At 39.8% G+C, this 24,754-nt stretch carries 23 protein-coding genes and 1 other annotated feature; of the genes, 21 read left to right on the top strand and 2 right to left on the bottom strand.

Features of this window, described 5'->3' with window-relative positions; genetic code table 11:
* From tehB to D8855_RS02500, 21 genes are all read left to right on the top strand, one after another.
* A complete protein-coding gene (gene tehB, locus D8855_RS02605) occupies positions 1-861 on the top strand; it encodes an SAM-dependent methyltransferase TehB (RefSeq protein ID WP_061589918.1) in 861 nt (286 codons plus the stop codon).
* Between the two features lie 118 nt (positions 862-979).
* Positions 980-1,168, top strand: a complete 189-nt coding sequence (locus D8855_RS02600) for a type II toxin-antitoxin system HicA family toxin (RefSeq protein ID WP_049491803.1) — start codon at positions 980-982, stop codon at positions 1,166-1,168.
* 27 nt (positions 1,169-1,195) lie between these two features.
* A complete protein-coding gene (locus tag D8855_RS02595) occupies positions 1,196-1,573 on the top strand; it encodes a type II toxin-antitoxin system HicB family antitoxin (protein WP_033688727.1) in 378 nt (125 codons plus the stop codon).
* 77 nt (positions 1,574-1,650) lie between these two features.
* Entirely contained in the window at positions 1,651-2,604 is a 954-nt protein-coding gene (locus D8855_RS02590; protein WP_125415851.1) for a competence protein CoiA, read from the top strand.
* 18 nt (positions 2,605-2,622) lie between these two features.
* Positions 2,623-4,425 carry an oligoendopeptidase F gene (gene pepF, locus D8855_RS02585; protein ID WP_125415848.1) on the top strand — a complete coding sequence of 601 codons (1,803 nt, stop codon included), beginning with the start codon at positions 2,623-2,625 and terminating at the stop codon, positions 4,423-4,425.
* Between the two features lies 1 nt (position 4,426).
* Positions 4,427-5,140 carry an O-methyltransferase gene (locus D8855_RS02580; protein ID WP_115904483.1) on the top strand — a complete coding sequence of 238 codons (714 nt, stop codon included), beginning with the start codon at positions 4,427-4,429 and terminating at the stop codon, positions 5,138-5,140.
* Between the two features lie 66 nt (positions 5,141-5,206).
* Complete coding sequence (prsA, locus tag D8855_RS02575; RefSeq protein WP_049491798.1) at positions 5,207-6,145, top strand: peptidylprolyl isomerase PrsA; 939 nt, start codon at positions 5,207-5,209, stop codon at positions 6,143-6,145.
* Positions 6,146-6,305: 160 nt separating this feature from the next.
* Positions 6,306-7,529, top strand: a complete 1,224-nt coding sequence (gene ftsW / locus D8855_RS02570; RefSeq protein ID WP_049510558.1) for a cell division peptidoglycan polymerase FtsW — start codon at positions 6,306-6,308, stop codon at positions 7,527-7,529.
* A 24-nt stretch (positions 7,530-7,553) separates the two neighbouring features.
* Positions 7,554-10,250 carry a phosphoenolpyruvate carboxylase gene (ppc, locus tag D8855_RS02565; RefSeq protein ID WP_125415845.1) on the top strand — a complete coding sequence of 899 codons (2,697 nt, stop codon included), beginning with the start codon at positions 7,554-7,556 and terminating at the stop codon, positions 10,248-10,250.
* Between the two features lie 96 nt (positions 10,251-10,346).
* Positions 10,347-10,565 (top strand) — a binding site (T-box leader).
* A gap of 265 nt (positions 10,566-10,830) precedes the next feature.
* Positions 10,831-11,826, top strand: coding sequence for a tryptophan ABC transporter substrate-binding protein (gene trpX, locus D8855_RS02555; protein ID WP_004259575.1), 996 nt, complete (start codon positions 10,831-10,833; stop codon positions 11,824-11,826).
* A 75-nt stretch (positions 11,827-11,901) separates the two neighbouring features.
* Positions 11,902-12,768 (top strand): ABC transporter permease, encoded by an 867-nt coding sequence (locus D8855_RS02550; protein WP_125415842.1) that lies wholly within the window; start codon positions 11,902-11,904, stop codon positions 12,766-12,768.
* Entirely contained in the window at positions 12,765-13,523 is a 759-nt protein-coding gene (locus tag D8855_RS02545) for an ABC transporter ATP-binding protein (protein WP_125415840.1), read from the top strand. Before D8855_RS02550 ends, D8855_RS02545 begins: the two co-directional genes overlap by 4 nt.
* 89 nt (positions 13,524-13,612) lie before the next feature.
* The gene (dnaG, locus tag D8855_RS02540) at positions 13,613-15,373 is read left to right on the top strand and encodes a DNA primase (protein ID WP_125415837.1); all 1,761 of its coding nucleotides are present in this window, start codon (positions 13,613-13,615) and stop codon (positions 15,371-15,373) included.
* A 2-nt stretch (positions 15,374-15,375) separates the two neighbouring features.
* Positions 15,376-16,485: an RNA polymerase sigma factor RpoD gene (gene rpoD, locus D8855_RS02535; RefSeq protein ID WP_000201903.1), complete on the top strand. Its 1,110-nt coding sequence runs from the start codon at positions 15,376-15,378 to the stop codon at positions 16,483-16,485.
* 14 nt (positions 16,486-16,499) lie between these two features.
* Positions 16,500-16,829 (top strand): metal-sulfur cluster assembly factor, encoded by a 330-nt coding sequence (locus tag D8855_RS02530; RefSeq protein WP_000331925.1) that lies wholly within the window; start codon positions 16,500-16,502, stop codon positions 16,827-16,829.
* 115 nt (positions 16,830-16,944) lie between these two features.
* Positions 16,945-17,988 (top strand): alpha-galactosylglucosyldiacylglycerol synthase, encoded by a 1,044-nt coding sequence (gene cpoA / locus D8855_RS02525; protein ID WP_043901736.1) that lies wholly within the window; start codon positions 16,945-16,947, stop codon positions 17,986-17,988.
* Positions 17,989-18,003: 15 nt separating this feature from the next.
* Positions 18,004-19,329: a glycosyltransferase family 4 protein gene (locus tag D8855_RS02520; protein ID WP_125415835.1), complete on the top strand. Its 1,326-nt coding sequence runs from the start codon at positions 18,004-18,006 to the stop codon at positions 19,327-19,329.
* 29 nt (positions 19,330-19,358) lie between these two features.
* A complete protein-coding gene (locus D8855_RS02515; RefSeq protein WP_049488793.1) occupies positions 19,359-19,535 on the top strand; it encodes a PspC domain-containing protein in 177 nt (58 codons plus the stop codon).
* A 58-nt stretch (positions 19,536-19,593) separates the two neighbouring features.
* Positions 19,594-19,728, top strand: a complete 135-nt coding sequence (locus D8855_RS02510) for a DUF4044 domain-containing protein (protein WP_000863852.1) — start codon at positions 19,594-19,596, stop codon at positions 19,726-19,728.
* A 62-nt stretch (positions 19,729-19,790) separates the two neighbouring features.
* A complete protein-coding gene (obgE, locus tag D8855_RS02505; protein ID WP_125415832.1) occupies positions 19,791-21,101 on the top strand; it encodes a GTPase ObgE in 1,311 nt (436 codons plus the stop codon).
* Between the two features lie 9 nt (positions 21,102-21,110).
* Positions 21,111-21,269 carry a hypothetical protein gene (locus tag D8855_RS02500; protein ID WP_049552527.1) on the top strand — a complete coding sequence of 53 codons (159 nt, stop codon included), beginning with the start codon at positions 21,111-21,113 and terminating at the stop codon, positions 21,267-21,269.
* A 43-nt stretch (positions 21,270-21,312) separates the two neighbouring features.
* Here the strand turns inward: D8855_RS02500 and D8855_RS02495 are convergent, their stop codons facing one another.
* Together D8855_RS02495 and D8855_RS02490 are read right to left on the bottom strand one after the other, a co-directional pair.
* A complete protein-coding gene (locus D8855_RS02495) occupies positions 21,313-21,783 on the bottom strand; it encodes an arginine repressor (RefSeq protein ID WP_049552526.1) in 471 nt (156 codons plus the stop codon).
* Between the two features lie 471 nt (positions 21,784-22,254).
* Positions 22,255-24,537: a Xaa-Pro dipeptidyl-peptidase gene (locus D8855_RS02490; RefSeq protein ID WP_125415829.1), complete on the bottom strand. Its 2,283-nt coding sequence runs from the start codon at positions 24,535-24,537 to the stop codon at positions 22,255-22,257.
* Positions 24,538-24,754: the final 217 nt, after the last annotated feature.

The raw sequence follows: 24,754 nt of genomic DNA, 5'->3' as shown, positions 1-24,754 counted from the left end.
ATGGAAAAACTAGTTGCCTATAAACGTATGCCTTTGTGGACTAAAGAAACCATGCCAGAGGCTGTTCAGCAAAAGCACAATACCAAGGTTGGGACTTGGGGCAAGATTACTGTTTTAAAAGGAACTCTCAAGTTTATTGAATTGACAGAGGATGGTAAGGTTTTAGCTGAGCACCTCTTTGAAGCAGGGGCTGACAATCCCATGGCACAACCACAAGCCTGGCACCGAGTAGAGGCTGCTACAGACGATGTAGAATGGTATTTGGAATTTTATTGTAAACCTGAGGATTATTTTCCTAAGAAATACAATACCAATCCTGTTCATTCAGAGGTCCTAGAGGCTATGCAGAAAGTAAAACCAGGGAAAGCCTTAGATTTGGGCTGTGGTCAAGGCCGTAATGCTCTCTTTCTAGCCCAGCAAGGTTTTGATGTGACAGCTGTGGATCAAAATGAATTATCTCTTGAAATCTTGCAAAGCATTGTGGAGCAGGAAGACCTGGATATGCCTGTTGGCCTTTACGATATCAATTCATCCAGTATTGGGCAAGCGTATGATTTCATCGTATCGACAGTTGTTTTGATGTTTTTGCAAGCAGACCGCATTCCTGCAATTATCAAAAATATGCAGGAGCATACCACGGTCGGTGGTTATAATCTTATCGTTTGTGCCATGGACACGGAGGATTATCCTTGCTCGGTTAACTTCCCATTCACTTTTAAAGAAGGGGAATTGGCAGACTACTACAAGGACTGGGAATTGATTAAGTACAATGAAAATCCAGGCCATCTTCACCGTCGCGATGAGAATGGCAATCGTATTCAACTACGCTTTGCGACCATGCTAGCTAAGAAAATCAAATAAACATGAATGAAGATTAGGAAATTTCCTGATCTTTTTTCTTTTCTACGAATAGATAAGATAGAAGAATTGACAAAAATACGCATTATAAGTATAATTTTAGATAGAAAGGTGACGATAAATGCCAATCACAGGTAAGGAAATGGTAAAATTAGCTCTTGCAAATGGATGGATTGAAGTTCGTAAGAGAGGAAGTCATCATCATTTTAAGAAAGAAGGGGTTCCCTATCTTGTCACTATTCCAGTTCACGGTAATGAGGATCTAGGAAAAGGTTTAGAGAGAAAAATATTAAAAGATTTGGGATTATAGTTGATTTGGAAATTGTGGAGGTGTATTATGCTAAAATCTTATCCTGCTATTTTTCATAGAGAAGGCACTGGATACTGGGTTGAATTTCCTGAATTTGGAGGCGGGACTGAAGGAGCAACGATTGAACTTGCAATGAAAAATGCTCGGGAAATGCTTGAGAGTGTTTTAGCTTCTTATATTGATGAAGGACTGGCTTTGCCTACTCCTAGTGACATTGCTGAGTTGAAAGCTCCTGATGGATTTGTGACTTTGATTCAGGTCAATCCCTTGCCTTTCGTAAAGAATAATAAAGCGATTCGAAAAAATGTTACGGTTCCAGAGTGGCTAGTCAGACTTGCAGATCGTGAGAAAGTGAACTATTCTGAAGTGTTGACACAAGCTCTTGAAAGCCGCTTGCAACTCTAAAATTATAGAGTGATGTAGATTAGGAAATTTCCTGATCTTTTTCTTTTTTTACGAATAATATAGAAAAGGAGGGAATCATGTTTGTTGCGAGAGATGCTAGGGGAGAATTGGTAAATGTGTTAGAGGATAAACTTGAGAAGGAAGAATACACCTGCCCAGCTTGTGGAGGTCAGCTCCGTTTGCGTCAAGGACCAAGTGTCCGGACCCATTTTGCCCACAAAACCTTAAAAGACTGTGATTTTTCCTCTGAAAATGAAAGTCAAGAACACTTGGAAAATAAGGAAGTCCTTTATCACTGGTTGAACAAAGAGGCAGAGGTGCAATTAGAATATCTGCTTCCAGAGCTTAAACAGATTGCGGATGTGTTTGTAAATGGCAACCTAGCTTTAGAGGTTCAGTGTAGTCCCTTGCCACAGAAACTTCTTAAAGAGCGTAGCGAGGGCTATCGTAGTCAGGGTTACCAAGTACTGTGGTTACTGGGAGAAAAACTTTGGCTCAAGGAGCGTTTGACTCGTCTGCAAGAAGGTTTTCTCTATTTTAGTCAAAACGTGGGCTTTTATGTTTGGGAATTAGACAGTGAAAAACAAGTTTTAAGACTCAAATACCTGATTCACCAAGATCTCCGCGGTAAACTCCATTATCAAATCAAGGAATTTCTCTATGGTCAAGCTAGTTTATTGGAAATATTGCGTTTCCCTTATAAGAAACAAAAAATATCTCATTTTACAGTTTCTGAGGATAAGGACATCTGTCGCTATATCCGACAGCAACTCTATTACCAAAATCCTATTTGGATGAAAGAACAAGCAGAAGCTTATGAAAAGGGAGATAATATCCTGACTTATGGGCTGAAAGAATGGTATCCACAAATTCGACCACTAGTAGGTGAGTTTTGCCAGATTAAGCAAGATTTGACCAGCTATTATCAGTATTTTCAAACCTATTACCAAGAAAATCCTCAAAATGATTGGCAAAAGCTTTATCCACCAGCCTTTTATCAGCAATATTTCTTGAAAAATATGGTAAAATAAAAAGGATGGAGGAATCTAATGGTATTACAAAGACATGAAATAAATGAAAAAGATACATGGGATCTATCAACGATTTACCCAACTGACCAGGCTTGGGAAGAAGCCTTAAAAGATTTAACAGAACAATTGGAGACAGTAGCCCAGTATGAAGGTCATCTCTTGGATAGTGCGGATAGCCTACTAGAAATTACTGAATTTTCTCTTGAAATGGAACGCCAAATGGAGAAGCTTTACGTTTATGCTCATATGAAGAATGACCAAGACACACGTGAAGCCAAGTACCAAGAGTACTATGCTAAGGCAATGACTCTCTATAGCCAGCTAGACCAAGCTTTTTCATTCTATGAACCTGAATTTATGGATATTAGCGAAAAGCAGTATGCTGACTTTTTAGAAGTTCAACCAAAATTGCAGGTTTATCAACACTATTTTGACAAGCTTTTACAAGGCAAGGAACACGTTCTTTCACAACGTGAAGAAGAATTATTAGCTGGAGCTGGGGAAATCTTTGGTTCGGCAAGTGAAACCTTCGCTATCTTGGACAATGCGGATATTGTGTTCCCTTATGTCCTCGACGATGATGGTAAGGAAGTTCAGCTATCTCATGGGACTTACACACGCTTGATGGAGTCTAAAAACCGTGAGGTTCGTCGTGGTGCCTATCAAGCCCTTTATGCAACTTATGAGCAATTCCAACACACCTATGCTAAAACTTTACAAACCAATGTTAAAGTACAAAACTACCGAGCCAAAGTTCGCAACTACAAGAGTGCTCGTCATGCAGCCCTCGCAGCAAATTTTGTTCCAGAAAGTGTTTATGACAATTTGGTAGCAGCAGTTCGCAAGCATTTGCCACTCTTGCATCGTTACCTTGAACTTCGTTCAAAGATTTTGGGAATTTCAGACCTTAAGATGTACGATGTCTACACACCGCTTTCATCTGTTGAATATAGTTTTACTTACGAGGAAGCTTTGAAAAAGGCCGAAGAAGCCTTGGCAGTCTTGGGTGAGGATTACTTGAGTCGTGTTAAACGTGCCTTCAGCGATCGTTGGATTGATGTTTACGAAAACCAAGGCAAGCGTTCAGGTGCCTACTCAGGTGGTTCTTATGATACCAATGCCTTTATGCTTCTTAACTGGCAGGACAATCTAGACAATCTCTTTACTCTTGTTCATGAAACAGGTCATAGTATGCACTCAAGCTATACTCGTGAAACTCAACCTTATGTTTACGGAGATTATTCTATCTTCTTGGCTGAGATTGCCTCAACCACTAATGAAAATATCTTGACGGAGAAATTATTGGAAGAAGTGGAAGATGACACAACTCGCTTTGCTATTCTCAATAACTTCCTAGATGGTTTCCGTGGAACAGTTTTCCGCCAAACTCAATTTGCTGAATTTGAACACGCGATTCACCAAGCGGATCAAAATGGTGAAGTCTTGACAAGCGATTTCCTAAATAAACTCTACGCAGACTTGAACCAAGAGTATTATGGTTTGAGTAAGGAAGACAATCCTGAAATCCAGTACGAGTGGGCTCGCATTCCACACTTCTACTATAACTACTATGTATATCAATATTCAACAGGTTTTGCAGCAGCCTCAGCTTTGGCTGAAAAGATTGTTCATGGTAGTCAAGTAGACCGTGACCGTTATATCGACTACCTCAAGGCAGGTAAGTCTGACTATCCACTTAATGTCATGAGAAAAGCTGGTGTTGATATGGAGAAGGAAGACTATCTCAACGATGCTTTTGCAGTCTTCGAACGTCGCTTAAATGAGTTTGAAGCCCTTGTTGAAAAATTGGGATTGGCATAAGATGGTTGAATCGTATAGTAAAAATGCCAACCATAACATGCGTCGTCCTGTTGTCAAAGAAGAAATTGTGGACTTGATGCGTCAGCGCCAAAAGCAAGTCACAGGATCTTTGAAAGAATTGGAAGACTTTGCTCGCAAGGAAAATATTCCCATTATTCCTCATGAAACGGTTGCTTATTTCCGTTTTCTCATGGAAACCATGCGGCCTAAAAATATTCTGGAAATTGGGACGGCTATCGGTTTTTCAGCCCTCTTGATGGCTGAACATGCGCCAAATGCTAAGATTACAACCATTGACCGCAATCCAGAAATGATTGGATTTGCCAAGGAAAATTTCACCCAGTTTGACAGTCGCAAGCAAATTACGCTCCTAGAAGGAGATGCGGTAGATGTCTTATCTACCTTGACAGAGTCCTATGATTTCGTCTTTATGGATTCAGCCAAGTCTAAATACATCGTCTTTCTGCCAGAAATCCTCAAACATTTGGAAGTCGGTGGTGTGGTTGTCTTGGATGATATTTTTCAAGGTGGTGATGTTGCCAAGGACATTATGGAGGTTCGTCGTGGCCAGCGAACTATTTATCGAGGCCTTCAAAGATTATTTGATGCAACTTTAGACAATCCAGGACTCACTGCAACATTAGTACCTCTGGGTGACGGCATTCTCATGCTTCGTAAAAATGTAGCAGATGTTCAATTGCTTGACAGCGAATAATTTTCAGAAAAATTTAAGAAAATATAGTAAAATAGATAGGGTAACACTTATCTCAAAGGAGTAGACATGAAGAAAAAACTATTGGCAGGTGCCATTACACTATTATCAGTAGCAACTTTAGCAGCTTGTTCGAAAGGTTCAGAAGGGGCAGACCTTATCAGCATGAAAGGGGATGTCATCACAGAACATCAATTTTATGAGCAAGTGAAAATCAATCCTTCAGCCCAACAAGTCTTGTTGAACATGACCATCCAAAAAGTATTTGAGAAGCAATATGGCTCAGAGGTAGATGACAAAGAAATCGATGAAATCATTTCTGGAGAAGAAAAACAATATGGTGAGAATTACCAACGTGTCTTATCACAATCAGGTATGACTCTTGAAACACGTAAAGCACAAATTCGTACAAGTAAATTAGTTGAATTTGCAGTTAAAAAGGCTGCAGAAGCTGAATTAACTGATGAAGCCTATAAGAAAGCATTTGAGAACTATACTCCGGACGTAACTGCTCAAATTATTCGTTTTGATAATGAAGATAAGGCTAAAGAAATTCTTGAAAAAGCTAAGGCTAGTGATGCAGACTTTGCTCAATTAGCTAAAGATAACTCAACTGATGAGAAAACCAAAGCGAATGGTGGTGAAATCACTTTTGATTCAGCTTCAACAGAAGTACCAGATCAAGTTAAGAAAGCAGCTTTTGCCTTGGATGTTAACGGCATTTCTGATGTCATTACAGCTACTGGTACTCAAGCATACAGCAGTCAATATTACATTGTAAAACTCATTAAGAAAACAGAAAAGTCATCTAATATAGATGACTACAAAGAAAAATTGAAAACTGTTATCTTGACTCAAAAACAAAATGATGCATCATTTGTTCAAAGTATTGTCGGAAAAGAATTGCAAGCAGCCAATATCAAGGTTAAAGATCAAGCCTTCCAAAATATCTTTACCCAATATATCGGTGGTGGCGATTCAAGCTCAAGTAGTTCTTCAAAAGAATAAAACAGAAAAGAGCCAAGCGCTCTTTTTCTTATGAGAAAATCTATTATCTTAAGGGTAAGAGTTTTTTTCTTTCGGAAAAAATGGTATAATAGCAATCAAAACTAGAAAATAAGCGGAATTTGGGAATAATTTCTTTTGTTCTCATTAGATTGGTGATACTATGAAGATTAGTAAGAGGCACCTGTTAAACTATTCTATTCTAGTCCCTTACTTACTTTTATCTATTTTGGGCTTGATTGTAGTTTATTCTACAACCAGTGCCATTCTTATCGAAGAAGGTAAAAGTGCCCTCCAATTGGTTCGAAGTCAGGGAATGTTTTGGATACTTAGTTTAATATTGATTGCCTTGATATATAAGCTGAAACTGAATTTTTTAAGAAAAGAACGACTGCTATTTATTATTATGTTTGTTGAGCTGATTCTTTTGGCTCTGGCTCGCTTAATTGGTACGCCAGTCAATGGAGCCTATGGTTGGATTTCAGTAGGACCTTTGACCATTCAGCCAGCTGAGTATTTGAAGATTATCATCGTCTGGTACTTGGCCCAACGTTTTTCAAAACAACAGGATGAAATTGGTATTTACGATTTTCAAGTTTTAACTCAAAATCAATGGATACCTCGTGCTTTTAATGATTGGCGCTTCGTCCTACTAGTCATGATAGGAAGTTTGGCTATTTTCCCAGATCTGGGGAATGCGACCATCCTAGCTCTGGTCGCCTTGATTATGTATACAGTTAGTGGAATTGCTCATCGTTGGTTTATAGCCTTTATCGGTGTATTATTTGGAGTTTCAGCCCTGTCCTTATCAGCTATTTCTATGATCGGGGTTGATAAGTTTTCAAAAGTTCCAGTATTTGGTTACGTTGCTAAGCGTTTCAGTGCCTACTTTAATCCCTTTGCTGATTTGGCAGGGTCAGGCCACCAACTTGCAAATTCCTACTTTGCCATGGTAAATGGTGGGTGGTTTGGTCTAGGCTTAGGAAATTCAATCGAAAAACGTGGTTATTTACCAGAGGCCCATACAGACTTTGTATTTTCAATTGTTATTGAAGAGTTTGGATTTGTGGGAGCCAGCTTGATTTTAGCACTTGTCTTTTTCCTGATTTTACGAATTATCCTAGTCGGTATTCGTGCTAAGAATCCCTTTAATTCCATGATGGCGATTGGGGTTGGGGGGATGATGCTGGTACAGGTATTTGTCAATATCGGTGGAATTTCTGGCATTATTCCTTCGACAGGAGTAACCTTCCCCTTCTTATCACAAGGAGGGAACAGTCTCCTAGTCTTGTCTGTAGCCATTGCTTTTGTCTTAAATATTGATGCAAGTGAAAAACGTGCCCAATTATATGAGGAGTTAGAAACTCACTCATCAAACTATATGTAGAGTTGATAGTGGAAAGGATTACCTATGTCTCTTCAAAAATTAGAAAACTATAGTAATAAAGCTGTCGTGCAAGAAGAAGTATTGATTTTAACAGAATTGTTAGAAGATATCACTAAAAATATGCTTGCCCCAGAGACTTTTGCAAAAATCATGGAGTTGAAAGAATTATCAACTCAAGAAGATTATCAAGGCTTGAACCAACTGGTTACTAGTCTGACAAATGATGAAATGGCTTATATTTCACGCTATTTCTCTATCTTGCCTCTTTTGATTAATATTTCAGAAGACGTGGATTTGGCCTATGAAATCAACCACCAAAATAATATCGATCAAGATTATCTTGGGAAATTGTCAGCAACAATCAAAATGGTTGCAGAAAAAGAAAATGCGGTTGAAATTCTTGAACACTTGAATGTTGTCCCTGTTTTGACTGCCCATCCAACACAAGTACAACGTAAGAGTATGTTGGATTTGACCAATCATATCCATACGCTTTTGCGTAAGTACCGTGATGTGAAATTAGGTTTGATTAATAAGGAAAAATGGCATAATGATCTCCGTCGTTACATTGAGATTATCATGCAAACAGACATGATTCGTGAAAAGAAATTGAAAGTAACCAATGAAATCACGAATGTTATGGAATACTACAATAGTTCATTCCTGAAGGCAGTTCCTCATTTGACTGCTGAGTACAAACGTCTGGCTAAAAAACATGGCTTGGAGTTGAAACATCCAAAACCAATTACCATGGGTATGTGGATTGGTGGAGACCGTGATGGGAATCCTTTTGTTACAGCAGATACCTTGAAACAATCTGCTATGACTCAGTGTGAAGTCATCATGAACTACTATGATGAAAAGATTTACCAACTTTATCGTGAATTCTCTCTCTCAACCAGTATTGTCAATGTGAGCAAGCAAGTCAGAGAAATGGCTCGTCAATCCAAGGATAACTCTATCTACCGTGAAAAAGAGCTTTACCGCCGTGCCTTGTTTGATATTCAATCAAAAATCCAAGCGACAAAAGCTTATTTGATTGAGGATAAGGAAGTTGGAGCTCGCTATGAAACAGCTAATGATTTTTATAAGGATTTAATTACCATTCGTGATTCCCTCTTGGAAAACAAGGGTGAAGCACTGATTTCTGGTGATTTTGTTGAGCTGATTCAGGCAGTTGAAATTTTTGGTTTCTATTTGGCATCTATTGACATGCGTCAAGATTCTAGTGTTCATGAAGCCTGTGTAGCAGAACTTTTGAAATCAGCAGGTATTCATTCTCATTATAGAGAACTCAGTGAAGAAGAAAAATGCCAGCTTCTTTTGAAAGAATTGGAAGAAGATCCACGTATTCTTTCTGCCACTCACGTTGAAAAATCAGAGTTACTTGAAAAAGAATTAGCAATCTTTAAGGCTGCTCGTAAGTTGAAAGATAAGTTGGGAGATGATGTCATTCGTCAGACTATCATTTCACATGCAACCAGCGTATCAGACATGTTGGAATTGGCTATCTTGCTAAAAGAAGTAGGGTTAGTTGATAAAGAAAGAGCCCGTGTCCAAATTGTTCCTCTCTTTGAAACAATTGAGGATTTGGACCACTCAGAAGAAACCATGAGAGAATATCTTTCTCTTCCTCTGGCCAAGAAATGGATTGCTTCACGCAATAACTATCAAGAAATCATGTTGGGCTACTCTGACAGTAATAAAGATGGTGGTTACCTATCATCATGTTGGACCCTCTACAAGGCTCAACAACAATTGACTGCTATCGGAGATGAATTTGGCGTTAAGGTTACCTTCTTCCATGGTCGCGGTGGTACTGTCGGTCGTGGTGGTGGACCAACCTATGAAGCCATCACATCTCAACCGCTCAAGTCTATCAAAGATCGTATCCGCTTGACGGAGCAGGGTGAAGTAATTGGGAATAAATACGGTAATAAAGACGCAGCTTACTATAACCTTGAAATGTTAGTATCTGCAGCCATTAACCGTATGATTACTCAGAAGAAGAGTGATACCAATACCTCAAATCGTTATGAAGCTATTATGGACCAAGTAGTGGACCGTAGTTACGATATCTACCGTGATTTGGTCTTTGGTAATGATCATTTTTATGATTATTTCTTCGAGTCAAGTCCAATCAAGGCTATTTCAAGCTTTAACATTGGTTCACGTCCAGCCGCTCGTAAGACTATTACTGAAATCGGTGGTTTGCGAGCTATCCCTTGGGTATTCTCATGGTCGCAAAGTCGCGTCATGTTCCCTGGATGGTATGGGGTTGGTTCAAGCTTCAAGGAATTTATTGATAAAAATCCAGAGAATATCGCTATCCTACGAGACATGTACCAAAACTGGCCTTTCTTCCAATCGCTTCTTTCAAATGTCGATATGGTCTTGTCAAAATCAAATATGAATATTGCTTTTGAATATGCCAAACTTTGTGAGGATGAAGAAGTAAAAGCAATCTATGAGACTATTCTAAATGAATGGCAAGTCACCAAAGAAGTTATCTTGGCTATCGAAGGTTACGATGAACTCTTGGCTGAAAATCCATATCTAAAAGCAAGTTTGGATTACCGTATGCCTTACTTTAATATCCTCAACTATATCCAGTTGGAGTTGATTAAACGTCAACGTCGAGGAGAATTATCAAGCGATCAAGAAAAATTAATCCATACAACCATCAACGGAATTGCGACAGGATTGCGTAATTCAGGCTGATACCTATCAAACTTCCTCTTTTCTATAGGGGAAGTTTTTGAATAGTTCAAAAAAATGCTAAAAGAGTCTTGACAAGTATTTGAAAAATGATATAATTTAACCATTCAGAAAAGTAATCATATAAACTTTTTTAGAGAGTCTGTGGTAGCTGAAAACAGATAAGTGATGATGATGAAAATTGGGCTGAATGTTATTTAGAATTTGAAATCATAAAAATTCGGTGAGCACACCTTACAGTGCATCTCGTTATTGCGAGACAGAGCGATAGGGAAATTCCCTATAATTGAGGTGGTACCGCGCATCGACGTCCTCACACAAGTTTTTTTGTGTGAGGACTTTTTTGATGGAGGTTAGTATGGAAAGAAAACGATGGCGTCACTTGTTTATACTCAATGAAAATCAAAAAGCAAACTAGGAAGCTAGTCGCAAGCTGCTCAAAACACTGTTTTGAGGTTGTGGATAGAACTGATAGAGTCAGTACCATATACCTACGGTAAGGCGACGCTGATGTGGTTTGAAGAGATTTTCGAAGAGTATTAGATAAGTGAAGTATTTTAAAAGAATGAAAAGGAGAAATAGAATGAAAAATAAACGTTTAATTGGAATTATCGCTGCATTAGCAGTCTTAGTAGCAGGAAGTTTGATTTACTCTTCAATGAATAAACCAGAAGCTAAAAATGAAAAGAAAGTTGCCAAAGTTGGTGTCCTTCAGTTTGTAAGCCATCCATCTCTTGACTTGATTTATAAGGGAATCCAAGATGGACTTGCAGAAGAAGGTTATAAAGATGATCAACTTAAAATCGATTTTATGAACTCAGAAGGTGACCAAAGTAAGGTTGCGACAATGAGTAAACAATTGGTTGCAAATGGGAATGACCTAGTAGTAGGGATTGCAACACCAGCTGCTCAAGGCTTGGCTAGTGCCACAAAAGACCTACCGGTTATCATGGCTGCTATTACAGACCCAATCGGTGCGAACTTGGTTAAAGATTTGAAAAAACCAGGTGGCAACATCACAGGGGTATCTGACCACAATCCAGCTCAACAACAAGTTGAACTCATCAAGGCTTTGACACCAAATGTGAAAACAATCGGAGCTCTTTACTCAAGCAGCGAAGACAATTCAAAAACTCAGGTAGAAGAATTTAAGGCTTATGCTGAAAAAGCAGGTTTGACAGTAGAAACATTTGCAGTTCCTTCAACAAATGAAATTGCTTCAACAGTTAACGTTATGACTAGCAAGGTTGATGCTATCTGGGTTCCAATCGATAACACTATTGCTTCAGCCTTCTCAACTGTTGTATCAAGCAACCAATCAGCTAAAAAACCAATCTACCCAAGCGCAACTGCCATGGTAGAAGCAGGTGGTTTGGCATCCGTTGTAGTTGATCAACATGATCTCGGTGTGGCAACAGGTAAAATGATTGCACAAGTTTTGAAAGGTGCAAAACCAGCTGATACTCCAGTCAATGTATTTTCAACTGGTAAGTCAGTAATTAACAAAAAATTGGCACAAGAATTAGGTATTACGATTCCTGAATCTGTTCTAAAAGAAGCAGGACAAGTGATTGAATAATCTAGAATGGAGGAGTTGGGGACATCTCCTCCAATTTTTTACAATAGAAATCATATAGAAAAGGTTAAGAAACAGATGATATTATCTATTATTTCTCAAGGATTTGTCTGGGCTATTCTAGGTCTGGGAATCTTTATGACATTTAGGATTTTGAACTTTCCAGATATGACGGCAGAAGGTTCCTTCCCTCTTGGGGGAGCTGTTGCTGTCACTCTGATAACCAAAGGCGTGAACCCTTTTTTAGCGACACTTGTTGCTGTAGGAGCAGGTTGTTTGGCTGGAATGGCAGCAGGACTTCTTTATACAAAAGGGAAAATCCCAACCTTGCTCTCAGGGATTTTGGTGATGACTTCTTGTCACTCTATCATGCTTTTGATTATGGGACGTGCGAATTTAGGCCTGCTTGGAACTAAGCAAATTCAGGATGTTTTGCCTTTTGATTCGGATTTGAATCAACTCTTGACAGGTCTCATCTTTGTCAGTCTTGTCATTGTTCTCATGCTCTTTTTCTTGGACACCAAACTCGGACAAGCCTATATTGCTACAGGTGACAATCCTGATATGGCTAGAAGTTTCGGGATTCATACTGGACGCATGGAGCTCATGGGCTTGGTCTTATCAAATGGTGTTATTGCCCTTGCAGGTGCCCTCATTGCCCAGCAAGAAGGCTATGCTGATGTATCTCGAGGAATCGGGGTTATCGTTGTAGGTCTTGCAAGTTTGATTATTGGAGAAGTTATCTTCAAGAGTTTGAGCTTGGCAGAACGTCTGGTTGCTATAGTTGTAGGTTCTATCGCTTATCAATTTTTAGTATGGGCAGTTATCGCGCTTGGCTTTAATACAAGTTACCTTCGTTTGTACAGCGCCTTGATTTTAGCAGTCTGCCTCATGATTCCAACATTTAAGCAAACAATCTTGAAAGGAGCCAAGTTAAGCAAATGACAGCAATTGTAGAATTAAAAAATGCAACCAAAGTCGTTAAAAATGGTTTTGATGAAGAAAAGATTATTTTAAATGATGTTTCCTTAGAAATTTTTGAACAGGACTTTATCACGATTTTAGGTGGAAATGGTGCTGGGAAATCGACTCTCTTTAACACCATTGCAGGAACTTTGTCATTAACCAGTGGAACTATTCGTATCTTGGGTGAAGATGTTACTAAGTTTTCACCCGAGAAGCGTGCCAAGTATCTGTCTCGAGTCTTCCAAGATCCCAAGATGGGGACAGCTCCTCGTATGACAGTGGCAGAGAATCTCTTGATTTCCAAGTTTCGTGGTGAAAAGCGTGGATTGTTACCACGACGCTTGTCTAGTTATAAGGATGAATTTCAGGCTACCATTGAAAAAGTGGGAAACGGTCTTGAGAAACACTTGAATACACCGATTGAGTTCTTATCAGGTGGACAAAGACAGGCTTTGAGTCTCTTGATGGCAACCTTGAAGCGACCTGAATTACTCTTGTTAGATGAGCATACTGCGGCCCTTGATCCAAAGACCAGTGTAGCCTTGATGGAATTGACAGACGAATTTGTCAAGAAAGATCAGCTGACAGCGCTTATGATTACCCACCATATGGAAGATGCTCTCAAATATGGCAATCGTTTAATTGTCATGAAAGAAGGACGAATTATCCAAGATTTGAAACAAGAAGAAAAAGCAAAAATGAAAATCTCTGATTATTATCAGCTCTTTGAATAAACTAGGGAAAATGAGTGAAATGGTTTACTTTTTTTCTGAAATAAAGTATACTATATAAAGTAAACTATGATAACATGGAGGTATTGTGTATGGTTGACAAACAAGTCATTGAAGAAATCAAAAACAATGCCAACATTGTGGAAGTCATAGGAGATGTGATTTCTTTACAAAAGGCAGGACGGAACTATCTAGGGCTCTGTCCTTTTCATGGTGAAAAAACACCTTCTTTCAACGTTGTTGAGGATAAGCAGTTTTACCACTGTTTTGGTTGTGGTCGCTCAGGTGATGTCTTTAAGTTCATAGAGGAGTACCAAGGGGTTCCCTTTATGGAGGCTGTCCAAATCTTAGGTCAGCGTGTTGGGATTGAGGTTGAAAAGCCGCTTTATAGTGAACAGAAGCCAGTTTCGCCTCACCAAGCTCTTTATGATATGCACGAAGATGCTGCCAAATTTTACCATGCTATTCTCATGACAACGACTATGGGAGAAGAGGCCAGAAATTACCTTTATCAGCGTGGTTTGACAGATGAAGTGCTCAAACATTTTCGGATTGGTTTAGCACCTCCAGAACGCAACTATCTTTATCAACGTTTGTCTGGTCACTATCGTGAAGAGGATTTCTTGGATTCAGGACTGTTTTATCTCTCGGATGCCAATCAATTTGTAGACACCTTTCACAATCGTATTATGTTTCCCCTGACAAATGACCAAGGAAAGGTTATCGCCTTCTCAGGTCGTATCTGGCAGAAAACGGATTCACAAACTTCTAAGTATAAAAATAGCCGATCGACTGCAATTTTTAACAAAAGTTACGAATTATATCATATGGATAGGGCAAAAAAATCTTCTGGCAAAACCAGTGAGATTTACCTGATGGAAGGATTCATGGATGTCATTGCAGCCTATCGGGCTGGAATCGAAAATGCTGTCGCATCTATGGGAACAGCCTTGAGTCGTGAGCATGTTGAGCATCTGAAAAGGTTAACCAAGAAGTTGGTTCTGGTATACGATGGCGATAAGGCTGGGCAGGCTGCGACATTGAAAGCGCTGGATGAAATTGGTGATATGCCTGTGCAAATCGTCAGCATGCCTGATAACTTGGATCCTGATGAGTATCTACAAAAAAATGGACCAGAAGACTTGGCCTATCTATTAACGAAAACTCGTATTAGTCCGATTGAGTTCTACATTCACCAGTACAAGCCTGAAAACAGTGAAAATCTGCAAGCTCAAATTGAGTTTATTGAAAAAATAGCTCCCTTGATTGTTCAAGAAAAGTCCATCACTGCTCAAAATAGCTACATTCATATTTTAGCTGACAGTCTGGCGTCCTTTGATTATGCCCAGATTGAGCAGATTGTGAATGAGAGTCGTCAGGCGCAAAGGCAGAATCGCATGGAAGGGATTTCCAGACAGACGCCAATCACTATGCCTGTCACCAAGCAGTTATCGGCTATTATGAGGGCAGAAGTCCATCTACTTTATCGAATGATGGAATCTCCCCTTGTTTTGAATGATTACCGTTTGCGGGATGACTTTTCATTTGACACACCTGAATTTCAAGTCTTGTATGATTTGCTTGGCCAGTATGGGAATCTTCCTCCAGAAGTTTTGGCAGAACAGACAGAAGAAGTTGAAAGAGCTTGGTATCAAGTCTTAGCTCAGGATTTGCCTGCTGAGATGTCACCTCAGGAACTTAGTGAAGTAGAAATGACTCGAAACAAGGCTCTATTGAATCAGGACAATATGAGAATCAAAAAGAAGGTGCAGGAAGCTAGCCATGTAGGAGATACTGACACAGCCCTAGAAGAATTGGAACGTTTAATTTCCCAAAAGAGAAGAATGGAGTAATAATGGCAACAAAACAAAAAGAAGTAACAACATTTGATGTACAAGTAGCAGAATTTATCCGTAATCATAAACAAAAAGGGACAGCAACTGATGATGAAATTAATGCAAGTCTGGTGATTCCTTTTACCTTGGATGCTGATGGGATTGAAGATCTCTTGCAGCGAATTCAGGATGCAGGGATTTCTATCACAGATAACGAAGGAAATCCGAGTGCGCGTGTTCTGAGCACTGAAGAAGAGCCAGAACTCAGCGACGAGGACTTGATTGGTTCAACTTCGGCTAAGGTCAATGACCCTGTTCGTATGTACTTGAAAGAAATCGGAGTCGTTCCTCTCTTGACCAATGAAGAGGAAAAAGAATTGGCACTGGCTGTTGAAGCTGGTGATATCGAAGCCAAACAACGTCTTGCGGAAGCCAACCTTCGTTTGGTTGTTTCTATTGCTAAACGCTATGTCGGCCGTGGTATGCAGTTCCTTGACTTGATTCAAGAAGGGAACATGGGCTTGATGAAGGCGGTTGACAAGTTTGATTATTCTAAAGGGTTCAAGTTTTCAACTTACGCAACTTGGTGGATTCGTCAGGCTATCACTCGTGCTATTGCGGATCAAGCTCGTACCATCCGTATCCCAGTTCACATGGTTGAAACCATCAATAAATTGGTTCGTGAACAGCGTAACCTCCTTCAAGAATTGGGACAAGATCCAACACCAGAACAAATCGCTGAACGTATGGATATGACCCCTGACAAGGTTCGTGAAATCTTGAAGATTGCCCAAGAACCGGTATCCCTTGAAACTCCAATCGGTGAAGAGGATGATAGCCACCTTGGGGACTTTATCGAAGATGAAGTGATTGAAAATCCAGTGGACTATACAACTCGTATCGTTTTGCGTGAGCAGTTGGATGAGGTCTTGGATACTCTTACAGACCGTGAAGAAAATGTTTTGCGTCTGCGTTTTGGGCTAGATGATGGTAAAATGCGTACCCTTGAAGATGTGGGTAAAGTCTTTAACGTGACTCGCGAGCGTATCCGTCAGATTGAAGCTAAAGCTTTGAGAAAACTACGCCAACCAAGTCGCAGCAAACCGCTTCGTGATTTTATTGAAGACTAAGAGTGAGGATGAATATGGCTTATACAGAAGAGCAAATTGAAAACATCAAAACACGAATTTTATCAGCCTTGGAAGAAGTTATTGACCCTGAGTTGGGAATCGATATTGTCAATCTTGGTTTGATCTATGAAATTCGTTTTGACGGTGACACAGGACAAACAGAGATTGATATGACTTTGACAACCATGGGTTGTCCTCTAGCAGACCTTTTGACAGACCAGATTTATGATGCTATGACAGAGGTTCCAGAAGTAACGGATACTGAGGTCAAATTAGTTTGGTATCCAGCCTGGACTGTTGAAAAAATGAGTCGCTATGCACGTATTGCCCTAGGCATTAAGTAAACAAATAAAAACATGTGAGAGATTATTGGAAAAGCGAGGAAATTTCCCCCTCTTTTCCTCTAGTCTCTCCTTTCTTTTGCTGATTTTATTCAAAGAAAATGATATAATAGTAGTTATGGAAAAAAAGAAATTACGCATCAATATGTTGAGTTCAAGTGAGAAAGTAGCAGGACAAGGAGTTTCAGGTGCTTACCGTGAATTAGTTCGTCTTCTTCACCGTGATGCCAAGGACCAATTGATTGTTACAGAAAATCTTCCAATAGAGGCAGATGTGACTCACTTTCATACGATTGATTTCCCCTATTATTTATCAACATTCCAAAAGAAACGCTCAGGAAGGAAAATTGGCTATGTGCATTTCTTACCTGATACGCTTGAGGGGAGTTTGAAAATTCCATTTTTCTTAAAGGGAATTGTGAAACGCTATGTATTTTCTTTTTACAACCGGATGGAGCATTTGGTGGTGGTCAATCCTATGTTTATCGAGGATTTGGTGGCAGCTGGTATTCCACGTGAAAAAGTGACCTATATTCCTAACTTTGTTAACAAGGAAAAATGGCATCCTCTTCCACAGGAAGAGGTAGCGAGACTGCGAACAGAGCTAGGTCTTAGTGATAATCAGTTTATCGTAGTAGGTGCTGGTCAAGTTCAGAAACGCAAAGGGATTGATGATTTTATCCGTCTGGCTGAGGAATTGCCGCAAATTACCTTTATCTGGGCCGGTGGTTTCTCTTTTGGTGGTATGACAGATGGTTATGAACGCTACAAGAAAATCATGGAGAATCCCCCTAAAAATTTGATTTTTCCAGGTATTGTCTCACCAGAGCGGATGCGCGAGTTGTATGCCCTAGCGGACCTTTTCTTGTTGCCTAGTTACAATGAGCTCTTTCCGATGACGATTTTAGAGGCTGCCAGTTGTGAAGCTCCTATTATGTTGCGTGATTTAGATCTTTATAAGGTAATTTTGGAGGGCAATTATCGGGCGACAGCAGATAGAGAAGAGATGAAAGAAGCTATTCTGGAATATCAAGCGAATCCTGATGCTTTAAAAGATTTGAAAGAAAAAGCTAAGAATATTTCTAGAGAGTATTCTGAAGAGCATCTCTTACAAATCTGGTTGGATTTTTATGAGAAACAAGCCGCTTTAGGGAGAAAGTAAAAAGTGAGGTAATCTATGCGAATTGGTTTATTTACAGATACCTATTTTCCTCAGGTTTCTGGTGTTGCGACCAGTATTCGAACCTTGAAAACAGAACTTGAAAAGCAGGGGCATGCTGTTTTTATCTTTACTACGACAGATAAGGATGTCAATCGCTACGAAGATTGGCAAATCATCCGTATTCCAAGTGTTCCTTTCTTTGCTTTTAAGGATCGCCGCTTTGCCTATCGAGGATTCAGCAAGGCGCTTGAAATTGCTAAACAATATCAACTGGATATTATCCATACTCAGACAGAATTTTCTCTTGGCTTGTTGGGAATTTGGATTGCGCGTGAATTGAAGATTCCAGTCATCCATACCTATCACACCCAATACGAAGACTACGTGCATTATATTGCTAAGGGGATGTTGATTCGTCCTAGTATGGTCAAGTACTTAGTAAGAGGTTTCCTGCATGATGTGGATGGGGTTATTTGCCCGAGTGAGATTGTCCGAGACTTGCTATCTGACTATAAGGTCAAGGTTGAAAAAAGGGTCATTCCAACTGGGATTGAATTAGCCAAGTTTGAGCGTCCAGAAATCAAGCAAGAAAATCTAAAAGAACTGCGTAGTAAATTAGGGATTCAAGAGGATGAACAGATGTTGCTGAGTCTTTCCAGAATTTCTTATGAAAAAAATATTCAAGCAGTATTAGCAGCTTTTGCAGAAGTTCTGAAAGAGGAAGACAAGGTTAAACTGGTAGTTGCCGGGGATGGCCCTTATCTGAATGACCTTAAAGAGCAAGCCCAGAAACTAGAGATTCAAGACTCTGTTGTCTTTACAGGGATGATTGCTCCTAGTGAGACGGCTCTTTACTATAAGGCAGCGGATTTCTTCATCTCAGCATCGACGAGTGAGACGCAGGGTTTGACATACTTGGAAAGCTTGGCCAGTGGAACGCCAGTTATTGCTCACGGAAATCCTTATCTGGACAATCTGATCAATGATAAGATGTTTGGAACATTATACTACGGTGAACATGATTTGGCTGGGGCTATTTTAGAAGCCCTGATTGCAACGCCAGACATGAATGAGCATACTTTATCAGAGAAGTTGTACGAGATTTCAGCTGAAAACTTTGGGAAACGAGTGCATGAATTTTATCTGGATGCCATTATTTCAAATAATTTCCAGAAAGATTTATCTAAAGATGATACGGTCAGTCAGCGTATCTTTAAGACAGTTCTGTATTTACCACAACAGGTGGTTGCTGTACCGGTAAAAGGCTCTAGACGGATGCTAAAAGCGTCGAAAACACAGCTGATTAGCATGAGAGATTATTTGACAGACCGTGAAGAATAGAAAGAGGACAAGTTATGAATAAACGATTAATGAGAAGCGGCCGTGACCAAAAGATTGCGGGTGTTTGTGCTGGGGTGGCCAATTATCTAGATATGGATCCTACTATCGTTCGCGTTATTTGGGGTGTCCTTGCTTTTTGTTACGGAGTTGGAATTGTAGCCTATATCATTTTATGGATTATTGCGCCCGTAGCAAGTGACTATTGAAAACTAGCTGAATTCATGCTAAGATAATAGAAAATAGAATGTAACGAAGGAGATAAAAATGGCATTTGGAGATAATGGAAAACGTAAAAAAACGATGTTTGAGAAATTAACCTTGCTTATCGTGCTTATCATGTTAGTAGCAAGTATTTTGGGTATTTTTGCAACTGCAATTGGTGCCCTCAGTAATCTATAAAAAGATTCAAGAAAATTTTGTGACTGGGATTTCCCAGCCCTTTTTTAAAGTGAGAAGAAAAAATGAGTATGTTTTTAGATACAGCTAAGATCAAGGTCAAGGCTGGTAATGGTGGCGATGGCATGGTTGCCTTTCGCCGTGAAAAATATGTCCCTAATGGCGGTCCTTGGGGNGGTGACGGTGGTCGTGGAGGAAATGTGGTCTTCGTTGTAGACGAAGGGCTACGTACCTTGATGGATTTCCGCTACAATCGCCATTTCAAGGCTGAGTCTGGTGAAAAAGGAATGACCAAAGGGATGCATGGTCGTGGTGCTGAGGACCTTAGAGTTCGAGTACCACAAGGTACGACTGTGCGTGATGCAGAGACTGGCAAGGTCTTGACAGATTTGATTGAACACGGTCAAGAATTTATCGTTGCCCACGGTGGTCGCGGTGGACGTGGAAATATTCGATTTGCGACACCAAAAAATCCTGCACCGGAAATCTCTGAAAATGGAGAACCAGGTCAGGAACGTGAGTTACAATTGGAACTAAAAATCTTGGCTGATGTTGGTTTAGTTGGATTCCCATCTGTTGGGAAATCAACCCTTTTAAGTGTTATCACATCTGCTAAACCTAAAATTGGTGCCTACCATTTTACGACTATTGTGCCAAATCTTGGTATGGTTCGTGCCCAATCAGGTGACTCCTTTGCAGTAGCTGATTTACCAGGTTTGATTGAAGGGGCTAGTCAAGGTGTTGGTTTGGGAACTCAGTTTCTCCGTCACATTGAGCGTACCCGTGTTATCCTTCATATTATTGATATGTCAGCTAGTGAAGGACGTGATCCTTATGAGGATTATCTTGCCATTAACAAGGAGCTGGAGTCATACAATCTTCGCCTCATGGAGCGTCCACAGATTATTGTAGCCAATAAGATGGATATGCCTGAGAGTCAGGAAAATCTTGAAGAATTCAAGAAAAAATTAGCTGAAAACTACGATGAATTTGAAGACTTACCAGCTATTTTCCCAATTTCTGGATTGACCAAGCAAGGTCTGGCTACTCTATTGGATGCTACAGCTGAATTGCTAGATAAGACACCAGAATTCTTGCTCTACGACGAGTCCGATATGGAAGAAGAAGCTTACTATGGATTTGACGAGGAAGAGAAAGCCTTTGAAATTAGCCGTGATGATGATGCGACATGGGTGCTTTCTGGTGAAAAACTGATGAAGCTCTTTAATATGACCAACTTTGATCGTGACGAATCAGTCATGAAATTTGCCCGCCAACTTCGTGGTATGGGAGTTGATGAAGCCCTTCGTGCGCGTGGTGCTAAGGATGGGGATTTGGTCCGCATTGGTAAATTTGAGTTTGAATTTGTAGACTAGGAGACTGATATGGGAGATAAACCGATATCTTTCCGAGATGCGGATGGCAATTTCGTTTCCGCTGCAGATGTTTGGAATGAACAGAAATTGGAAGAACTATTTAATCGTCTCAATCCAAATCGTGCCCTGAGATTGGCACGAACTAAAAAAGACAATTCATCTCAGTAAAATAGATAAAAAAATTCCGTGCCATATGAGACACGGAATTTTTTTATTCTTCAAAGAAAAATGGTGGAGCGAATTTTTTCAGTTCTTCAAAGCATTTTTGAGCTGCTTCTGCATCTTCACAGATGACAAGACAGACATCATCGCCACAGAGGGTAGCAATAGCGTCAGAGAAGCTCAAAGCATCAATGATAGAACCAAAAGATTGAGCAAGTCCAGGAAGGGTTTTTAGTAGGACTTGGTGTTGAACTGGACGCATCAAGACAAGAGCATCTTCCATGTAAATTTCGAGACGTTTTTCCCATTTTGAGATTGAACCTGTATTGAGCACGTAGTAAGAGTTGTCTTCTTCTCGCACTTTTGAAAGGTTCATGCTTTTAATATCTCTCGAAAGTGTAGCTTGTGTAACTTGAATATCATTATCGGCAAGCAGAGATTGTAGCTCAGCTTGAGTGTGAATCTTGTTTTTCGTTACAAGAGCTCGTATGAGTTGGTGTCGGTGTTCAGATTTATTCATAAAATGTTACTCCTTGTACTAGGTACAGAAAGCGTGGACTGAACGATATCGTCAGTCGGGTGGTAAGCGGTATTGTCACGTATGATGATTTCAAAGTCAGTAGAATAGGAATAAGCGGAGAGAATCTCCTTCATTTACATTTTCGCTAGTTGGGTGGAGATGAATTGGCTATCTATCCGTTTATCTACATCGGTATCCTCTACTAACAGTAAATTATTCAATTAGGGTAGCCTTTTGTCACGACTTGTTGTGAATTTCTGCTAAATGGAAATTCACAGAGATTTTCCAACATGTGGTGTGGTAGCGTGTATGATAGAGGGTTACACATGTTGGTTAGGGGTTTTAGTATCATTTGTCCAAGGTTCAGCAGCGGGGGTAGTATAATCTGTTCTTTGGACGGGATTTGATACCACGTTTCTGTTTCGTTAGACTATTCAAGTGGAAATTTTTCCATACTGAATGTCTGTTACATTATACCTTTTGACAAGGTAAGATAAGTGTAGACTGTTCAAGATCAACAGTCAGCTGGTAAGCGGTATTGTCACATACGGTGATTTCAAAGTCAGTAGTATAAAGGACTAGACGGAGAGTATCTCCTTCTTTTAACTTGTAAATAGTTGGTTGCAGTTCAAATTGCACATCCATCCATTCATCTGCAGTAATATCTTCTACTGACAGTAAATCATTTCTATTCTGTAAATTAAGGTAACCTTTTGTCACGACTCGCTGTTCATTTGGTCTAAATGGTAATTCACAGAGATTTTCCAACATGTGGTAGCGACCGTTGTCAATGGTTCTAGCACTTAAAACAGCTGGATAAGGTTGTAGGTATTTCTTCTGTCCAAATTCTAGCAGTTGGGCTGATAATAACCCCTTGTTTGTGCTGGATTTGATACGAAGATTGAGTCGAGCTCGACCGTTCAAGTGAAGATCTTTGGTCACAGGAAGGTCAATAGTAATCTGATTAGCTTTTCCTTGGTAGAGCTCTGCATTGAAGGTCTGGTAGGTCTTACCATAACGCTCAAAATCCTCATCTGAGTACTGGTTTTGAATAAACTGCTCTTCTTGACCAAGTGAGAAGGTTTCAAAGTTTTCTGGCCCACCGAAGTTATCAAGTGATAACCAAGTCTGAGGAGCTGTATTGTCCTGCCAGATGACAGTAGGAAGTTGGAAATCTGTTTCCTGTCCCAGTAATTTCTTAGTCAATAAGGCATTCATGGACTCACGGAAGTCAATAGACTGCCAGTTGTTCATGTACACATGGGCGCCATTGTGGAAAAAGAGATGCTTGTTTATGTGAGCAGGAAGGGCATGAAACATCTGGTAAACATGAAGCGGTTTGACATTCCAATCCTGAGAACCATGAGTAAAGACAACCTCAGCCTTTACTTTATGGGCATTGAGCAGATAATTGCGGTCATGCCAAAACTGATTGTAATCGCCAGTCTTGCGATCCAGTTGCTCTTTTACTTTTTCTAAGTCAGCTTGGTGAGCTTCGTTCCCACGGATATAGTCACCAGCCAAGAGATTACGAGAGTAGGTTAGTTCAGTAAGGGAGTCAAAGTCCTCACCTGGATAACCACCTGGGCTAGTGACCAGACCGTTTTCACGGTAGTAGTTATACCATGAAGAAATGCCAGCCTCGGCAATGATAACTTCTAAACCATCGACACCTGTGGTCGCAAGACCATTGGACATGGTACCTAGATAGGAAAGCCCAGTTGTGGCCACTTTTCCGTTTGACCAGTCAGCCTTGACTTGACGCTGGCGCGTGTGATCAGTAAAGGCACGGCAACGACCATTGAGCCAATCGATAACATTTTTATAAGCCTCGATTTGCTGATAGTCCCCGTTAGTCATGAAACCTGTGGAGTCTTTTGTACCAACACCTGAAACATATAGATTAGCAAAACCACGTGGAAGGAAGTAGTCGTTGAGACTATAGCTAGCGTTGATGTGCGTCAGTTTTTCCTCAGCTTCTGACACAAGCTCAGCTTGACCTTGGGCTTGGACGAGATTTAGTTGAGGTTCTTCTAGCTCAATCTTGTGAGTAAGTTTAACCTCGAGTTCGCCCTCCATCTTGTAAAGTGCTTTGTCGCTAGCTTTATCATTGGTTCCCTGATGATAAGGACTCGCTGTCATGATAGCAGGGATTTGCCCGTCATAACGAGGACGAATAATGCTGACCTTGACTAGATCTGGTAGACCTTTTTGGTCAGTATCGACACGAGACTCAACGTAAACGACTTCTCGAATGACATCATGGCTAGAAAAAGTTGCTAAACTTTTGCCGTTAAAGTAGTGATAGTCATTATCCTCAGGAATAAGACCGTCACTAACAAGTTGGTCGATAAGTGTGTTCCCTTTTTTGGTACGAGTATTGAGTAACTGATAGAGATTTTCAATCAAATCACCGTATACGATGGGAAAACCAGTTTCTTTACGAAAAACATCACTGTCCTCGAAGTCAACCAAGTAAGAAAAACCTAAAAGTTGAAAGGCTACAATATAGAAAATATCTGCAGTCAACTCTTTGTCTGACTGAAGAAAAGTCAGTAAGTCAGTTTCTTTATCAACTGCTAAACAGGATAGAGGATAGGCACTATCTTTATAATTAAAAAAGAAACGAATAAGAAACGCTTCAAGCATTTTTTTATTTGTGATGTTGACTGGTAAATCAAATCCATACTTTTTTAATTCAAAGATAATTGTATCTCTAGGTAGCGCAAAATAGCTGAATTGATTAAAACGCATAAAAGCCTCCTACTTATGAAATATATTAAGGTTATTATATCAAAAAATAGAGAGAAAAGATACTATAAAAATTAATAGAAACTATAATAAATAAAAATAAGTATTTATAAAATAAACATGTGAAATGATAAGCTTAAATACAAAAATATTAGTGGTACTGTTGGAAATCATCCAAGGATTGTCTAATTAACTATGATTTGAGCTATTAGATATTAAA

The organism is Streptococcus mitis (assembly GCF_003942685.1).
GTDB lineage: Bacteria > Bacillota > Bacilli > Lactobacillales > Streptococcaceae > Streptococcus > Streptococcus mitis_CD.
The sequence above is the reverse complement of the archived record's forward strand: the minus strand, read 5'-3'. Positions and strand labels throughout refer to the sequence as shown.

Excerpts from the sequence above, each read along its gene's own strand:
- D8855_RS02590 (WP_125415851.1), top strand. The coding sequence starts at position 1,651 with ATGTTTGTTGCGAGAGATGCTAGGGGAGAATTGGTAAATGTGTTAGAG.
- D8855_RS02490 (WP_125415829.1), bottom strand. The coding sequence starts at position 24,537 with ATGCGTTTTAATCAATTCAGCTATTTTGCGCTACCTAGAGATACAATT.
- D8855_RS02495 (WP_049552526.1), bottom strand. The coding sequence starts at position 21,783 with ATGAATAAATCTGAACACCGACACCAACTCATACGAGCTCTTGTAACG.
- D8855_RS02500 (WP_049552527.1), top strand. The coding sequence starts at position 21,111 with ATGGGAGATAAACCGATATCTTTCCGAGATGCGGATGGCAATTTCGTT.
- rpoD (WP_000201903.1), top strand. The coding sequence starts at position 15,376 with ATGGCAACAAAACAAAAAGAAGTAACAACATTTGATGTACAAGTAGCA.
- tehB (WP_061589918.1), top strand. The coding sequence starts at position 1 with ATGGAAAAACTAGTTGCCTATAAACGTATGCCTTTGTGGACTAAAGAA.
- cpoA (WP_043901736.1), top strand. The coding sequence starts at position 16,945 with ATGGAAAAAAAGAAATTACGCATCAATATGTTGAGTTCAAGTGAGAAA.
- D8855_RS02510 (WP_000863852.1), top strand. The coding sequence starts at position 19,594 with ATGGCATTTGGAGATAATGGAAAACGTAAAAAAACGATGTTTGAGAAA.
- dnaG (WP_125415837.1), top strand. The coding sequence starts at position 13,613 with ATGGTTGACAAACAAGTCATTGAAGAAATCAAAAACAATGCCAACATT.
- trpX (WP_004259575.1), top strand. The coding sequence starts at position 10,831 with ATGAAAAATAAACGTTTAATTGGAATTATCGCTGCATTAGCAGTCTTA.
- D8855_RS02520 (WP_125415835.1), top strand. The coding sequence starts at position 18,004 with ATGCGAATTGGTTTATTTACAGATACCTATTTTCCTCAGGTTTCTGGT.
- ppc (WP_125415845.1), top strand. The coding sequence starts at position 7,554 with ATGTCTCTTCAAAAATTAGAAAACTATAGTAATAAAGCTGTCGTGCAA.
- pepF (WP_125415848.1), top strand. The coding sequence starts at position 2,623 with ATGGTATTACAAAGACATGAAATAAATGAAAAAGATACATGGGATCTA.
- D8855_RS02600 (WP_049491803.1), top strand. The coding sequence starts at position 980 with ATGCCAATCACAGGTAAGGAAATGGTAAAATTAGCTCTTGCAAATGGA.
- D8855_RS02515 (WP_049488793.1), top strand. The coding sequence starts at position 19,359 with ATGAGAAGCGGCCGTGACCAAAAGATTGCGGGTGTTTGTGCTGGGGTG.
- D8855_RS02530 (WP_000331925.1), top strand. The coding sequence starts at position 16,500 with ATGGCTTATACAGAAGAGCAAATTGAAAACATCAAAACACGAATTTTA.
- D8855_RS02595 (WP_033688727.1), top strand. The coding sequence starts at position 1,196 with ATGCTAAAATCTTATCCTGCTATTTTTCATAGAGAAGGCACTGGATAC.
- prsA (WP_049491798.1), top strand. The coding sequence starts at position 5,207 with ATGAAGAAAAAACTATTGGCAGGTGCCATTACACTATTATCAGTAGCA.
- D8855_RS02580 (WP_115904483.1), top strand. The coding sequence starts at position 4,427 with ATGGTTGAATCGTATAGTAAAAATGCCAACCATAACATGCGTCGTCCT.
- D8855_RS02550 (WP_125415842.1), top strand. The coding sequence starts at position 11,902 with ATGATATTATCTATTATTTCTCAAGGATTTGTCTGGGCTATTCTAGGT.
- ftsW (WP_049510558.1), top strand. The coding sequence starts at position 6,306 with ATGAAGATTAGTAAGAGGCACCTGTTAAACTATTCTATTCTAGTCCCT.
- D8855_RS02545 (WP_125415840.1), top strand. The coding sequence starts at position 12,765 with ATGACAGCAATTGTAGAATTAAAAAATGCAACCAAAGTCGTTAAAAAT.